The sequence below is a fragment of the Microcoleus sp. w1-18aA5 genome (assembly GCF_036701705.1).
In the GTDB taxonomy this organism is placed as follows: Bacteria; Cyanobacteriota; Cyanobacteriia; order Cyanobacteriales; family Microcoleaceae; genus Microcoleus.
The window spans coordinates 77,627-93,250 of the sequence record NZ_JAUPTE010000009.1 but is presented as its reverse complement, the minus strand read 5'-3'; the positions used below and the strand labels follow the sequence as shown (position 1 = coordinate 93,250).

Genomic DNA, 15,624 nt, shown 5'->3' with positions numbered 1-15,624 from the left:
ACAACAGGTAAGTCATCCGATTTTAGATTTTAGATTTTAGATTTTAGATTTTATAGGGTGCAAATTATTGAAAATTTTGCATCTAGAAGGCAACTGTTTAAACATTAATCTGATATCTAAAATTCCCCGTGGCTTTGGCGCGCCGGAATAGGGCTGCTTTCAGAAGTTGCTTTCGCCACAAGATAACCTCGCTGGCGGTGCGAGGTCAAGTTTTGTCCGACTAATTTTCGCGGGTTTGTCGGCTGTTGCAGGGGCTGCGGTGGCGCGCCCCTACTCTGCGGGCGAGATAACTTGTTTATTCCATGTCTCTGCGGTTGGGGTTCCGGGCTGGGTCATTGGACAAAAATCCAAATACAAACAGGGAAACAAAAAATAGGACAACTACATTAACTACGATTTTGAGGGTTAGCACTGTGGGAGTCTCCAAAGATGGCATAATACTGAGCTGATTTGCTGCTGTTGCGGCAACTTTTTTATCATAAGCTAAAGATTAGTCAATTTTATCTTTGCTTTTGAGGATTTTGGGCAAGTTGATTTTTGCCCAATTCCATAGTTGCTCGGCGATGTTTTCTAGCCGCAGCATAACTCGATCGAGCCATTCGAGCACTTGTTCTAGGGGGTGCTTAATGTATCCCATCGATTCTGCTTTTGTTTCTAAGTAGTCGTCTTCTGCTGGGACGCCTGCGCTGGGATTTTTGGCTTCTGCTGTGGCGGGGGTTGCGGCGGTGTATCTGCTAGTTTGGGCGGTGATTGCTGGAGAGTGGTTGTTTTGTCGGGTGTTCGGGTTTGTGTTTTTTGGCACTTGGGTTTCCTGTGCACGCCCTGGGGTTGATTCTGCTGCGAGTGCAGAGCTATTTTTTTGAGTAACTGCTAAATCAGATAAATCAGATGCTGTTTGGGGTTGACTTGTTGGGCTTTTTGTCAGCAAGCTCTGTTTTAGCTGCCCCAGCAGGCGGTGAAGTGCTTCGGGGTACGGGGATATTGAGACTGCGGTCGATCGACCTTCTGACAATTCTCCTAATTCTGCAATTTTTTGCTTGACTTTTGGACTGCTTTGTGATATTAGGGGCGCGGAACTTTCCTCTATTAAATGCTGCGGTGCTGGTTCCCCAAATAAGTCTTGCCAATTCAGCCACGGTCGATCGACCTCTGGGCTTATTTGCGTGTTTTCTTGTTCTTGTCGCTGTTTCAAATAATACTGAATGGCGACGGATTTCTCCGTATTATCACTCGCTGCCGTTTCTTTGCCCAGGAGGTGGTCTACTGAGGACCAAATCACTTGTTCGATGTTTCGAGCGTATTTTTCGAGGATGTCGCGGGCGGACAAATCTAAATTAGTTTCGTTGCCCGATGTGTCAATTTTGACTCCGGGGTTTTCTGTGGGTGCGGGGGTTGTTTTTACCGAGGGGGGGAGGGTAAATTCTTCGAGGTTGACGGCGGCGCGATCGAGTAATGTAACAAAGGAGAGAGGAGTAGGGGGTCGATCGAACTTGCTGTTAAAATTAGTTTCTAGTTTTGGGGTATTGTGGTCGATCGAATTCGATGCCGCAATTGACTGCTGTACGGTTTTTGCTTCAATCTGCGCGCGGGCTTTTTGGACTAGGATGGCATTGCGGTCGATCGATTTTTTAACTGCGAGGATTGATTCTCCAAACTGATTTCTTTTCAGAGCAACCGGACTCGTCTGAAGCCATGCCATCAATTCCCAAAAACGACGCATCGGCGGCAACTGCGCTTTTTTGGCAGCCGACTCCAAACCAAGATTAAATTTTAATTCTTTTTGGGTAATTTCCCGTTGTTCGGGCCCGCAGTTTGCTACTTCCCAAGTTATGCGACCTTCGAGCATTTCCTGCTGTTCGGGCGTCAAAATATCTAATATCTGATTTTCTTTTCCGACCAATACTAAAGTGCGGGCTGGGATAAAACTGGCAATTCCTTCAACTTTCGGTTGCGGTTTTAATTGAGTTTTAGCAAGGGGGTGTTCTAAGACGGAAGTGGTTTGATAATTGGCGGTTTGTCCGCTAAAATTGATGGCCGGAGGTAAATCGTTAACAGCATTTCCCTGATTTATTAACAGCGGGAAGCTGGCTAAAGTTTTCGCAGTTTGCGACGAGTTTAGTAAATTTTCGGCTAGGTGTAAAATTTCGGCGATCGAACTTTCGTCGGAAGTTTCCCCCTGATACCAATTTTGTCGCAAATCGGGGTTTTCGTCGCCGCCAAATTCTTGCAGTTCCGGTAAATCTACTTTTTGACTTGATTCCCGCAACTGTCGGCCCAGCAGTCGGGAACTTTGCACCAGCAAGTAAGCTGGATAAAGCAGAATTTGGGTGGCGGTGAGAGTTGTTTCTTTAATTTGACGCCAAGTTCGATCGCAATTGTCAGCGACTTGGCGGGACTGTTTCGATATAAAATTTAATAGTCGGCTTTGGTAGGGGCCGTAGTAACCGTTGGACATAAGTTTTATTCTTGAATTCAGATTTTTGATTCGCGCCGGAATTGCTGAATATTGCTGTAAAATCAAAGCGAGATCTTAATCGCAGCTTCAAACCCTCTGAAACCTTTATTTCTTCGCGTCCTTTGCGTCGGGGCGGTTCAATCCGATTTTTGATTAATACACAATTCCTAGTTTAGCTAAATATGAGCGCTTCTGTGTCACCTGCTAGCAACAATATTTCTGCCACTGTCGAGAAGTTGCGCCTCCTCAGCCAAGTGGAGGTTCAGTCTGGTTGGAGGTACTGCGATTCGGACTCTGCTGTCTCTTCAGTAAATATTTGTAACAAGCCGATTGCCGAACTTAACGGCAAAGGACATATTGCTTGGCCGTCGGGGAAGCAAGTTTTATATTTGGGCCAGCAATTTGTAATTCCTGACAATTTGCACGGCTATCCTGTGGTTGGTTTGCGGTTGCTGCTGGGTTTGACTTGGTGGGCAGAAGATGCTCAAATTTTTGTGAACGGCGAGTTAGTCGGACAGGGAGATTTATTTGATTTTGCCGATCGAGTTTTGTTGAGTTCGTCGGCCAATCCCGGAGATGAGTTTTTAGTTATTTTGCGGTTGGTAAGTCCGGGTCACGATAACGGTGCTTTAGTGCGATCGATTTGTCTGTACGAAGCTGCGGACTCTTCTTGTTTCGATCCGGGTTTTGTGGCTGCCGAATTAGAGATTTTGCAGAATTCGCTAAGTCGAAATTTAGAAAATGTAAATTCCCAGTACCTCTCCACTGAAACAATAGCAAATCGCCCTATGTTTGTCAAGGGGGAAACGCTGAAATCAGAGATTGATTTGGCGCTTGGTTTGATTGATTGGTCGGCTGTGGGCGATCGCGAAAAGTTCGATCGATCGCTGTCGGTTTTGCGGCACAATTTATTGGGATATCTGCAGGCTTTTTTGGGGGATTTAGATGAGGGAACCGCAGAGGGCGCAGAGGGCGCAGAGGGAAGAAGGGATGAGGTTTTTGAGGTTGGAGAAAATAGCAATGCTACATCTATATATATAGGAGAAAGTGGTGCTCTGACATCTTTTTCTGGGGATTTAGATGAGGGAACCGCAGAGGCCGCAGAGGCCGCAGAGGGAGGAAGAAGGGAGGATGTTTCGGAGGTTGGAGAAAATAGCAACGCTACATCTATATATATAGAAGAAAGTGGTGAGCTGACATCTATATATAGAGGTAAAATCTATTTGGTGGGTCACGCTCATTTAGACTTGGCTTGGCTGTGGCCTGTACCGAAAACTTGGGAAGCTGCACAGCGAACTTTTGAGTCGGTATTGAAATTGCAATCGGAGTTTCCCGATTTGATTTTCTGTCATTCTACTCCGGCGCTTTATGCTTGGATGGAAGAACATCGGCCGGACTTATTTGCTGCGATTAAAAAACAGGTGGCCGTCGGATGTTGGGAAGTTGTCGGGGGGATGTGGGTAGAACCGGATTTAAACTTGATTTCTGCTGAATCAATGGTGCGGCAAGTTTTTTACGGACAGCGTTATGCAAAAGAAAAATTTGGGGAATTGATGCGGGTAGCTTGGCTACCGGATACTTTCGGTTTTGGGTGGCAATTACCTCAGATTTTGCGGCAAGGTGGAGTTGATTATTTTGTGACGCAAAAGTTGCGTTGGAATGATACAACGGAATTTCCCCACGGTGTGTTTTGGTGGGAAGGGTTGGACGGTACTAAAATATTTAGTATGATGTCTGCTCCAATTGGTGAAAGCGTAGAATCTGTGAAAATGGCAAGTTATGCTTTTGACTGGGAAGTTAAGACTGGTTTGCAAAATGCTCTTTGGTTGCCTGGGGTTGGCGACCACGGCGGTGGCCCGACTCGTGATATGTTGGAGGTGGCGAAACGCTGGAAAATGTCGCCTTTTTTCCCAAGGTTGGAGTTTGCGAAAGCGGTTGATTATTTGTCTTTGATTGAGAGTCAGTTTTTGCCTGAAGTTACGACAACTAGGGCAGAAAGTGATGTTCCAGAATCAGACAATCAGGAGAATTTGCAGGCGCGAGAATTGTCTAACTTGTCGGCCATGAAGGATGGAAATCCTTTCACCTCAAAACTCAAAACTCTTCCCGTTTGGAAAGACGAACTTTATTTAGAATTCCACCGGGGTTGCTACACGACTCGCGCAGACCAAAAACGCCAAAACCGCCGCTGCGAAGAATTGCTCTACCAAGCGGAGTTGCTGTCTTCGCTGGCCACTATTTGTACTGGTGCGGTTTATCCGAAATCTGAGTTAGAATCAGCTTGGAAACAAATTTTGTTTAACCAATTTCACGATATTTTGCCCGGTTCTGCGATCGCCCAAGTCTATGCGGATGCTAATCTAGCCTTTGCTGAGGTCGATCGCACTTGTCGCGAAATCCTGTTAAAATCTTTGGATGCAATCTCGGCTCAAATTTCTCTCCCCTCCCCTCCGCAGCCCGACGCTCAACCGATTTTAATTTTCAATACTCTCAATTGGGATCGCTCTGAGGTTGTCGCCGTACCGCTTCCCGATTCCGCTGATTCAGCTTGGCAAATTTACGACTTGTCCCGACGGCGATTGGTGTCGCAGATTGTCAGGGGCGATCGACCGCAATCGCCATCTAAACTGTTATTCTGGGCAAATAATATCCCCGCCGTTGGCTACCAGGTGTTTTGGCTGTGTCGCGAAGACGCTCCAACTGTGGATAATGCGTCCGCGAGTCCAGAAACCGAAAAAAAGACAGAGTTATCAAAACTTACATACGGTATAGCACAAAAAAACACAGTTAGTCAAGAAACGCCTTTTGCAGCCGCACAAATGGTATTAGAAAATGAATTTATTCAGGCAACAGTAGATGACAAAACTGGGGATTTATCCAGCATTTGGGATAAAGTAAATAACCGAGAAGTCTTGAATGCAGCAGGCGGCAATCAACTGCAAGCATTTCAAGACAGCGGTCAATATTGGGATGCTTGGAACATCGACCCAAATTATCAAAAACATCAATTACCCGCGCCGACACTCAAAGAGATTGCTTGGGTAGAGCAGGGAGAAATACGGCAGAGTTTGCGCGTAGTCCGACAAATTGGCAAATCGGAGTTTTGTCAAGATTATATACTAGAAATAGGTTCGCCGCTGCTGAAAATCAAGACAGTGGCAGATTGGCAAGAAAAGCACGTTTTAGTAAAAGCAGCCTTTGGGTTAAATGTAGAAGCAGATTTTGCAACTTGCGAAATTCCCGGTGGTGCGATCGATCGCACAACCAAGCCGCAAACACCCGCCGAAAAAGCCAAATGGGAAGTGCCGATTTTGCGCTGGACTGATATCAGCAATGACGGTTTTGGAGTGAGTTTGCTCAATGATTGCAAATACGGTTGCGACCTTCAACCAAATCAAATTCGGCTGACATTGCTTCGGGGTTCGACTTGGCCGGATGAACAAGCAGATGTAGGAGTTTCCGAATTTACTTATGCCGTCTATCCCCACAGCGGAAATTGGCAAGATGCAGGTACTGTTCGACAGGGGTACGAGTTAAATTTACCACTGCTAGTAAAGGTGTTGCCCAAGTCGGGAGAAAATCGAAACAAGAGTTTACCCGCAGTGAGGAAGTTCTTGGATTGGTCCGCCGAAAATTTAGTGTTGATGGCTTTCAAACAATCGGAAGATGATTCTAATGCTTGGATTTTGCGGTGTTACGAGTGTCACGGTAAAGAGGCGAAGTTGGAATTAAAGAGCGATTTGGGTTTGGCGATTAGTCAGCCTGTCGATTTATTAGAACAACCCATAAATTTGTCCCAGAATTCAGACGATGGGACAAGTTTCAGAATATCACCGTGGAAAATAGCCAGTTTTGCAGTAAATTTATCATTACCAATTCAGATATAGCGGTTCTCAAAAAAAAGTGCGGTATGCCCTATGCCCTATGCCCTATGCCCTATGCCCTATGCCCATGAGTACCTCATCTTTCTGAGAAAGGCTATAGTACCCCATCGCAAATTTATCCCACATTTTGAGACTTTGGGAACTTAGTGCTAACAAAATTTGTCAACCTACGCCAATTAGCTCTCACAACTTTCTTCTGATCTAAAATATGCAAAATTACGCAGGCTAAAAACGTGTACCCAAGCCAAAAATGCAAACTCCTTCCTACCTCAACCAGTGCGGAATTCTGCGGAAACATATCCGGCAAAAGAATTCCGAAAAATTTCACATTGTTACTTTTGTAAGAGTTAGAAAGTAAGAAACCCGCAACCGGAACTAGCCACATAAAAACGTACAAAGTTGCGTGCAGAGCAAAATTTTTGTACCATTCCTTAGTAAACTTTGGCAGGCGTTTCGTATATTTTTTCCACCATACGCGCAGCAGAGTTAAAATCCGCCAAGTCAGCAAAGCCATTGTCAGCACTCCTACGGATTTGTGAAAATCGTAAAGGGGGCCTCGAATAAACAATTCTCCCGGCAATCGAGCCATAGACGTACCGGTAATAAACAACACTAAATAGCAAGCTGACATCACCCAGTGTAAGGACATCAGTTGTTTGAACGCAGAATTAAGTCTGGGTTTCGCAGCGGGTTGGGTAGTCACTCTTCCTTACCTCCTTAGCGTTTGCTGGACAAGATTAAGTATAAACTATAGGACTAAAGCTCGTGGTCGATTGTGCATTATAAGATTTACTTAACTTAAGTATTATAAATATTTATTAAACAGTCTAATTAATTAGATTCACGATCGTCATTCCCAACACAAAACATCGTACTTGGGTCGATCGCCTCCCAAGCAGTTTTCAGGTCGAGTATCCCCAAACCCACCGCAAAAGCTGACCCGATAATTGCCACCGCCGCCCGGTTCATCCGCAGCCTCGGCAAATATCCCCAACCGAATCCGAAGTAGGTCAGTCTCACTACTAGGTATTTGAGTGTTATCATATATACTTAAAACTATTGATTGCCGATTTTTTTTATTGTCTAGGATGCTAAAAGTACAGCCTGGGTAATTGCAGCTAAACCTGCTGGCATTGCAACTATCGGGAAATATCGTCTGCAGACCGTGTACCAGCTACAAACAAACACAGTGGTTGCATTGGGAAGCGAAAATCAGGGTGCTGGACAAGTCGTATTTTTGTTACAAGTTGTAACTTTTTTCAAACAACAGGTTTAATTTAGTTTCACAAAAAAGTTAAATTCCAGAAAGTAAAATTAATTACAGTCGAGTTAAGCTAAAAGTGTTTGCTAAAAAAAGTCATTCAAGCAGCCCCGAAACCAACTATTCTCACTTGATCGACACCGACGGCGACTTCGCGACAGCAAAACTTTCGTGCAGCCAACAAGTCGAACAAGATTGGTATGGAACTCTCTACGAGAATTTTCCGGGCATTTACTTCGTTCTAGATGCTTTGGGAAGAGTTTTTTCGCTCAATCAATTCGGTGCGTCTCGCCTCGCCTACAAATCGCAGGAATTAATTTGTCATTCAATTTTTAACATATTTTACTGCCCAGAGCAAGGCAAAATGCAGGCAGAATTTGCCGGATTGGCCCAGTCGGAAAACGGTACGTCAACTCCAAAAGTTGCCTGTTGGGAAGGCTGCTTGACTTGCAAAGATGGCAGGATTATTAGGGTAAAAGCTACCGCGCGCGCAATGCCGGCGTTAGATTGGAAAATAGAGGAAAATACTAATGGTCGTTCAATTGCCAATTTCCAACGACCGGCTGTACTGTTAGTTTGCGAAGAAATTAAGGCCGCTTCGCAGTCACCCATGCCGCCCAACCAGAGAGGAAATTGGCGCAGTCCAACTTTGGCGATCGCAAAATTAGCCAAAAGTCAACTTAAAGAACGCAATAATATAGAAGACTTCATCCGCGAAGTAACAGAAACCGCTGTCAGTATTGTCAACTGCGATCGAGCCAGTATTTGGCTGTATGGCGAAGACAAAACGCAGCTTCACTGCATCGACCTTTACCAACAAAATACTAAACTCCATTCCGTACAAATCATCCTCACTGCAGCCGACTGTCCGGCTTATTTTCAAGCTTTAAAATCGGCAAGTGTGATCGCAACTGTGGCCGCAGAAAATGACCCCAGAACGCGAGAACTTGTCGGTCTTTATTTCGTCGATAAGAGCACGACTTCCCTGTTAAACGTACCGATTGTGCTAGCAGGTCAAAGGTTGGGAATAGTCAGCGCCGAACGCCAGGGTTCCGACGGTGATTGGACGGAAGAAGAACACGAATTTACCCAAATATTAGCAGATTTTGTGTCCTCAAGTTTGTCAGCTAGCGAAAAGTTAAAATTAGAAGCAATGCGGCACGAACAGCAGCAAAACTTGCTGACCCAATACTACGATCAACTAGAAGAAAGAGTAGAAAGACGCACTGCTGAACTCAAAAAAGCTAATCACAAACTGCAAAAAGAAATAATTAAAAGAAAACAAGCAGAAGCCGAACTACGCCTGCAGCAACAAGAACAGCAAATTATTTTTGATTCCGTGCCGGCGATGATTTGGCTCAAAGATACCGAAAGTCGTCTGCTGCGAATTAATCAAGCCGCCGCTGCATCGAGAGGTTTGCCTGCTGCTCAATTAGAAGGTAAATCTTTTTATGAAATCTATCCAGACGAAGCAGAGCAATATTATTTAGAAGATTTAGAAGTAATCAAGTCGGGCGTTCCCAAACAGGGGCAAGTCGAACTGCTACCAACCGTTTCGGGTCAAAAATGCTGGGTGCGGACAGATAAAATACCTTACCGGGATGAAACAGGTAAAGTCGCTGGTGTAATCGTGTTTGCCGTTGATATTACTGATTTAATTAGAGTCGAAAAAGAACTGCGAGAATATCGCGATCGCCTCGCACAAAAAGTCGAAAAACGTACTGCTATGTACAGGCAAGCCATGACCGCTTTGTACTCGGCAAATACGCAATTGCAACAGTTAATTAACAACAGCTATTCTGCCGCAGAAAATGGCAGCAGCCACTCAGCAGCGCGCTTGCTCGAATGCGAAGCTTATTTTGAAGCAGTTGCCGTGGCTGACCGCGACACAATTTTGAGCGTTAGCAGTAATTTTGCCGAACTTTTCGGTTACGAGCCTGCGGAAATGGTGGGAATGAGCTTGCTGGAACTACTGTCGCCGAAATCATACAAACAAGCGCCGCAAATGATTTCTGCTGCCAGCAATACAGTCTGTGAAACTATTTTTCTCAAGCGAGATGGAACTGCTTTTCCTGCTGACGTTCGCAGCAAGTTTGTATTTTGGGAAGGTCGTTTAGTACAGGTGAAAGCAGTCCGAGACCTCACGGAACGCAAATTGACCGCAGCAGAATTAGAGCGATCGCGCTCTCTGCTGCACGCTACCTTAGAAGCAACCGCCGACGGCATTCTCGCCGTTACTACGGCCGGAGAAATGATTAGCTATAACGAAAAATTAGTTCAAATGTGGGGAATTTATGAAGAAGTTAGAAATTCAATGGATAGAACGCTGCGGCTGGCATTTCTCACTAAGCAAGTGAAAGATCCGAGAGCTTTTTTGCAGAGAGTTAAAGAATTTTATAGCGATGCGGAGTCGGAAGGTTGCGATATTCTAGAATTTAAAGACGGCCGCACTTTTGAGCGCTACACGCAGCCGATTCGAGTCGGACAAAATATTATTGGCAGGGTGTGGCGCTTCCGCGATATTACCTCTCGCGAAAAGGTGACGGCAATGTTGGGAGATTCTCAAAGGCGGTTTCGGGCAATTTTTGATTCTTCTTTCCAATTTGTGAGCTTATTGAAACCGGACGGTACTCTGCTGGAAGCTAATCAAACTTCTCTAGATTTTGCCGGAATTAAGCTACGGGATGTGGCTAATAAACCGTTTTGGCTATTGCCCTGGTGGGGAGATTCTGAGGAAGTTCAGGAACAGTTGCAAGAGGCGATTTCTCGATCGGCACAAGGTGAATTTGTCCGCTATGAAGTGGAAGTTCAAGGTGTAAATCGGACGGCAATTGTTGATTTTTCTCTCAAACCTGTCGCGGATGAAACTGGGAAAATAGTATTGTTGCTGCCGGAAGGTCGGGACATAACTAAAAGTAAGCAAGCCCAAGTCGCGCTGCGGCAACAAATAGAACGGGAACGCTTGATCGCACAGATTCAATCACGCATCCGTTCTTCTCTGGATCTTCAAGATATTCTCAACACTACAGTAGCGGAAGTGCGGGAGTTTTTGGTAACCGATCGCGTGCTGATTTTCCGCTTCCGACCAGACTGGAACGGAGATGTGGTGGTGGAGTCGGTTGCAGAAGGATGGATGCCACTCAAGGGGATGGGAATTGACGATTGCTGTTTTGCCAATACTTACATCGGACAGTATTTAAAGGGCCGCATTCGCGCCATAGAGGATATTCATGCTTCTAATTTGAGCGAGTGTCACCTTAAATTTTTGGAGACTTGTCAGGTGAAGGCAAATTTGGTGGTGCCGATTGTCCAGCAGGGCATAGAACCTAGGGAAGGTAACGGTTCTTGTCAAGTGCCGAAGTTGTGGGGTTTGCTGATTGCCCACCACTGTTCGGCCCCCCGCCAGTGGCAGCAGTTTGATGTGGATTTGCTGAGTCAGTTGGGTACTCAAGTGGCGATCGCGATCGAACAATCTTTACTTTACCAGCAGCTAGCTGCGGCCAACCAGCGGTTGGACGGGTTGGCGAATTTGGACAGTCTGACTCAACTAGCTAACCGCCGCCGTTTTGACGAGGTGATCAACCGAGAATGGGAGCAGTCGAGCTCTTCGGAACCGCTATCTTTGATTCTGTGCGACATTGACTGTTTTAAACTTTACAACGACAATTACGGCCATCAAGCCGGGGATGCTTGTTTGCAGCAAGTGGCGCGGGCGATCGGAGATGCTTGCACAAATGCACCCCCAGAACGCCTCTATTTGGCTGCTAGGTACGGCGGCGAGGAATTTGGGGTAATTTTGCCAAATACGGATGTCGTCGCTGCACAGGCGGTTGCGGAGGCAATCCGCTGCCGCGTCAAAGCATTGGCCATTCCCCACATCAAGTCTGTTGTCAGTGATTCTGTGACTCTCAGCTTGGGAGTTGCGGCAGTTTCGCCAAGTCAAAATTCCCCGAAAATGTTGATTGAAGCGGCGGATAAGGCACTGTATCGAGCTAAGTCTGGCGGGCGCGATCGAGTGGCTATTAGTGAGTAGTCAGAAGAGTTGTGCAAAGAAGGACGAGAAATAAACCTACCATAACAAGCCACACAGAAATTACTGTAAGAAGCCAGCTACTTTTAAGGTGGATTTCAAACCACGGTGTTTTTATCAAACTGGCACCCAGGCAAATTACACCAGTAAGTATAAGTATTAGTGGAGGAATTACGGGGTCAGCAAAATCCATAAAATTACATCCTAGATGTTCCTTTTGTCTAAACTAAAGGTTTTGACAAGAGGGTTAGCAAAGAGCGTTCAATTTAATAGTAATCTACTTTTGGTAAAAAGTCATTAGGAAGGTAGCACGAAATCATCCTGCTGGTAAGGAGGTGAGTGTGCCAGTGGCGCTGTAGGGTGATGTCGAGGATTAGCAAAATTTGTACCAGTTCCAGAAGTCTTGCTCGTCAACTCGATCGAATGCGATCGCCCACAGCCATCTCCAATGCTTGATAGGCGATCGCCCCCTGAGAACACAGAGAGAGTTGACGGTTGACGGTGCAGACTAATGTTATTGGTTATTGGTTATTAGCAACCCCAAGCGAGTAACAAATAACCAATAACTGATAACAGTCAACCGTCAACCGTCAACCGTCAGCCGACAAAAGTTTTTGAAACACCTCATACATATCCTCAGCCAACTTTTTAGGATTCCACAAAGGTGCGAGATGTTCTGGCTGCTTAGATTTTACTAAATGCTCTTTCACCGCATTTCTGAAACCAGCATCGCGGCCAAACTTAACTCCCCACTGCGTGTATTCTTCCCAAGTCCACGCCGCACCAACATCAACATTTGCACTTTTCAGAAAAGCGTAACCCATGCGCGAAAGATATTGGTCGCCGGATCGAGTTACCACTGGCAAATTCGCCCATAAAGCCTCTAAATTATGAGTCCCGCCGTTGTAAGGATAGGAATCTAAAAGCACGTCGGCTACATAATAAATAGCCCGGTGTTCTTCTTCACTTCTGGTTTGCCCTATAAACTTAATCCGAGCAAAATCTACTCCCTGAATTTCGCATTCTTCGCGGTAAGTGCTGTGAATAACATCGGGGTCGCCTTGACCTTTGCGGATTAACACACTATCTGGTACTTCCTTCAGAATTGTAACTTGAGCTCGTACCATTTCTGGATTGGTTTTTCTCCCTGGGGCAACGCACAGATAAGTCATTTGATCTAAGCCAATTCCGAGAGCATTTCTAATCCCCTCTCGATTCACAGGAATGCTTTGCAGTGCGCCAATTGCTACCGAACCTGCAGGCAGTCTTACTAACTTTTCTAAGTAATTTTTTTCAACACCAGGGGGGTGAGTGTGTTCGTCGCACAGAAAATAGTGATTATCTGAAATGTAAGGTGCGTCGAATCCCAGCCAAGAAACGCAAATCCGCGCAGGATATTGATACAGCACTTCCACATTTGTGGGTACTGTCATCGAGTCTAAGTCTATCAATACATCCAAGTTGTCTTGCGCTACTTCGGCGAAGATTTCGCCGCCGTCAGCAAAGCCGTTTGGATATTTTTTAGGCCAGTAAAACTTGCCCGCCATGTCTTCAAACCGCTGCGTAACCTCATCTCGGTGGAGTTTCCCGGTGACGTAAAGGTGAACGTGGGGGGTGATGTGGCTTAATTCGCGAATTAAAGCTTCGCTGCACCAGCCTACTGAGTGGCGGCGGAAGTGTTTGGAAAGGAAGCCTATTTTTAAAGGACGCTGTTCTTTTGTTTGGTAATTTGCTAGGTTGCTTCTGTTAATTTCCTGGCGTTTAGGAACGGCTTTTTGGTAGTATTCTTTGGCAATGAGTCTGTAAAAACTGGCATTCTTTTCGCGGTTGTCTCGCAGGTGAGAAACTGCAAACAGGAAGATTTCGTAGAGTAGTTTTAGTTCGATCACGCTAAAGGTTTCGACCTTTTCGTAGCATAGTTTCTCGATTTCCTCGAGTTTCTGAATTGCCTGTTTGCTGACACCTGATTGCAGGTAGGAAAAGACGTAGGCTGTAGCTGACATGACTGGGGCATTTTCGCCGCAGTTTTCGCAGTATTTGTCGGCTACGCTACGGGCTCCAGCGAGGTTGGTGGAATGGCTTAGCAAGTCGCACAGTTGTTGGTAGGCTTCGCTAAATTTGGGGTTGCATTGGATCGCTTTTTCAAAATTGGCGATCGCCTCCAAAGGCTTATCTTGTTTCTGAATGTGTCCCATCCGGCAGTAAACCTCTGCCCAACTCGGTTTTAATGCCAAAGCTTGCTGATAGCTGGCTAGAGCTTCTTCGAGCCGCCCCTGCATGGAAAAACAACTGCCGAGGTTAGCGTGAACTTCCGGCCAGTCGGGCTTAATTTTCAGAGTATTTCGGTAATTAGTAATTGCTTCGTCGTACTTGTTTTGCTGTAAAAAAGAATTGGCTATATTGAAGTGCAAAACTTCTAAATGTGGCTTTAAAGCTACAGCTTTCTGATAATAAGCGATGGCGGCGTCGAGATTGCCTTGTTGCGATCGCGCGCTGCCGATGTTACCGTAAGCTTCTGCCCAATCTGGTTTAATGGCGATCGCCTTTTCGTAGCATTCGATGGCTTCGTCGCGCTTTCCTTGGCCCAAAAGTCGATTACCTAAGTTAAAGTGGAAGTCTGCACCGACTAGCTGCGGGTTGAGTTCGGAGGTTCTTTTAAAACAGGCGATCGCTGCTTCGATGTTGCCGTGTTGGTGATATACTTTCCCTAAATTCCAGTGAGCTCCCGCTAAATCGGGACTCAGGGCGATGGCTTGCTGGTAATGGGCGATCGCTTCTTCCAAACGCCCCATTTTGAAATACATACTGCCGATATTGGCGCGCACTTCCGCAAAATTTGGCTGCAATTCTAGGGCTTGAGAATACGATCGAATTGCAGCTTCAGTTTTGCCTCCTGCTTGCAAAGCATTGCCTAAAGTGACGTAAGCGTAGATGAAATCCGGTCGAATTTTTAGCGCTTGCTGACAAGCTGCGATAGCCTCTTTAATTTTACCTTGAACTAAAAAGTCTTCGGCGAGTTTATTGTACGGTTCTACTTCTTGAAAATTGGCAACTTGTCCGCTATCTGGAACATTAATCGAGGTAACTTGTTCGGAAAGTTCGGCGGGGTTTGTAAACGGAGTATTTAAAGTCTCAGTGGTGGGCGCTGCCGGCAAATTGATACTCGAAGGCTGCAAGCCGTAGCCTTCATCTTTGTTGACAGATACTGGTGGCGATTCCCCTGATTCTGTTTCTAATTCGATAAAGTTGCTGTCAGTAGCGACCAGCTCTTTTTGTGCGATTAAACTCGATAATTTCTCAGCAGCGCTGGCATCTCCCGGTTGCTGTTGCAGCACTTTTTGATAGCAAGTAATGGCTGCCTCTAACTTTCCTTGCTGCTGCCAAACACTGCCCAGCATCATATTGACAGAACACAATTGAGGATTAATTACCAGAGCTTTTTGGTAATAATTGGCTGCCTGTTCCAATTGCCCTAACTTGTAATACATACTACCGAGATTCGCGCTGGCTTCAGCAAATTCTGGCTGAATTTCTAAAGCTTGCAAGTAAGCTTCTATTGCCATCTCCAGCTTTCCTTGACTGTGCAAGGCATTGCCCATTGTCAAGTAAGCGGCAGCAAAATTAGGTTGGAATTTAAGAGCGAGATTGCAAGATGCGATCGCCTTTTCAAATTCTCCTTGCAAAACATAAACTTCCGCCAACTTTTTATGAACTTCTGCATCTCCTGGATTAAAATCTAAAGCTTTCTGATAGTTCTCGATTGCGCCACCGAGATCACCTCGCTCTTTCAGCCAATTTCCCTTTTGAAAATAATCTCTCACTGCCTCTAAACCTACTAAAGAATTCCCGATCATTTGCTCTGCCACTCTTACAGGTTTTACACTAATACTATTCAGCCATTCTACCCACTATCGGGATCGCACAGACCAAGTACACCCTCGATTTATATATTCTACCTGCTGTCTCAGATGATTTTCAGCAGTTGCGCCACCCG

At 45.6% G+C, this 15,624-nt stretch carries 8 protein-coding genes; 3 read left to right on the top strand and 5 right to left on the bottom strand.

What is annotated here, in order from left to right; all coding sequences use genetic code 11:
- Window positions 1-295 precede the first annotated feature (295 nt).
- Window positions 296-412 carry a photosystem II reaction center protein I gene (locus tag Q5691_RS05215; protein ID WP_106151135.1) on the bottom strand — a complete coding sequence of 39 codons (117 nt, stop codon included), beginning with the start codon at window positions 410-412 and terminating at the stop codon, window positions 296-298.
- A 78-nt stretch (window positions 413-490) separates the two neighbouring features.
- A complete protein-coding gene (locus Q5691_RS05210) occupies window positions 491-2,455 on the bottom strand; it encodes a hypothetical protein (RefSeq protein WP_333344083.1) in 1,965 nt (654 codons plus the stop codon).
- A 182-nt stretch (window positions 2,456-2,637) separates the two neighbouring features.
- Here Q5691_RS05210 and Q5691_RS05205 point away from each other — a divergent pair, with 182 nt between their 5' ends.
- Window positions 2,638-6,342, top strand: a complete 3,705-nt coding sequence (locus Q5691_RS05205; RefSeq protein WP_333344081.1) for an alpha-mannosidase — start codon at window positions 2,638-2,640, stop codon at window positions 6,340-6,342.
- A 112-nt stretch (window positions 6,343-6,454) separates the two neighbouring features.
- Here Q5691_RS05205 and Q5691_RS05200 read toward each other — a convergent pair whose 3' ends face one another.
- Both Q5691_RS05200 and Q5691_RS05195 read right to left on the bottom strand, forming a co-directional pair.
- A complete protein-coding gene (locus Q5691_RS05200; protein ID WP_333211727.1) occupies window positions 6,455-7,042 on the bottom strand; it encodes a cytochrome b in 588 nt (195 codons plus the stop codon).
- Between the two features lie 128 nt (window positions 7,043-7,170).
- A complete protein-coding gene (locus tag Q5691_RS05195) occupies window positions 7,171-7,383 on the bottom strand; it encodes a hypothetical protein (RefSeq protein ID WP_333211729.1) in 213 nt (70 codons plus the stop codon).
- Window positions 7,384-7,679: 296 nt separating this feature from the next.
- On the opposite strand from Q5691_RS05195, the gene Q5691_RS05190 reads away from it, so the two are divergent.
- Together Q5691_RS05190 and Q5691_RS05185 are read left to right on the top strand one after the other, a co-directional pair.
- The gene (locus tag Q5691_RS05190; protein ID WP_333344079.1) at window positions 7,680-11,633 is read left to right on the top strand and encodes a PAS domain S-box protein; all 3,954 of its coding nucleotides are present in this window, start codon (window positions 7,680-7,682) and stop codon (window positions 11,631-11,633) included.
- A gap of 380 nt (window positions 11,634-12,013) precedes the next feature.
- Entirely contained in the window at window positions 12,014-12,142 is a 129-nt protein-coding gene (locus Q5691_RS05185) for a hypothetical protein (RefSeq protein WP_333053069.1), read from the top strand.
- 78 nt (window positions 12,143-12,220) lie between these two features.
- On the opposite strand, the gene Q5691_RS05180 is transcribed toward Q5691_RS05185, so the two are convergent.
- Window positions 12,221-15,496: a tetratricopeptide repeat protein gene (locus Q5691_RS05180; RefSeq protein WP_333344078.1), complete on the bottom strand. Its 3,276-nt coding sequence runs from the start codon at window positions 15,494-15,496 to the stop codon at window positions 12,221-12,223.
- Window positions 15,497-15,624 lie beyond the last annotated feature (128 nt).

Excerpts from the sequence above, each read along its gene's own strand:
- Q5691_RS05210 (WP_333344083.1), bottom strand. The coding sequence starts at position 2,455 with ATGTCCAACGGTTACTACGGCCCCTACCAAAGCCGACTATTAAATTTT.
- Q5691_RS05205 (WP_333344081.1), top strand. The coding sequence starts at position 2,638 with ATGAGCGCTTCTGTGTCACCTGCTAGCAACAATATTTCTGCCACTGTC.
- Q5691_RS05195 (WP_333211729.1), bottom strand. The coding sequence starts at position 7,383 with ATGATAACACTCAAATACCTAGTAGTGAGACTGACCTACTTCGGATTC.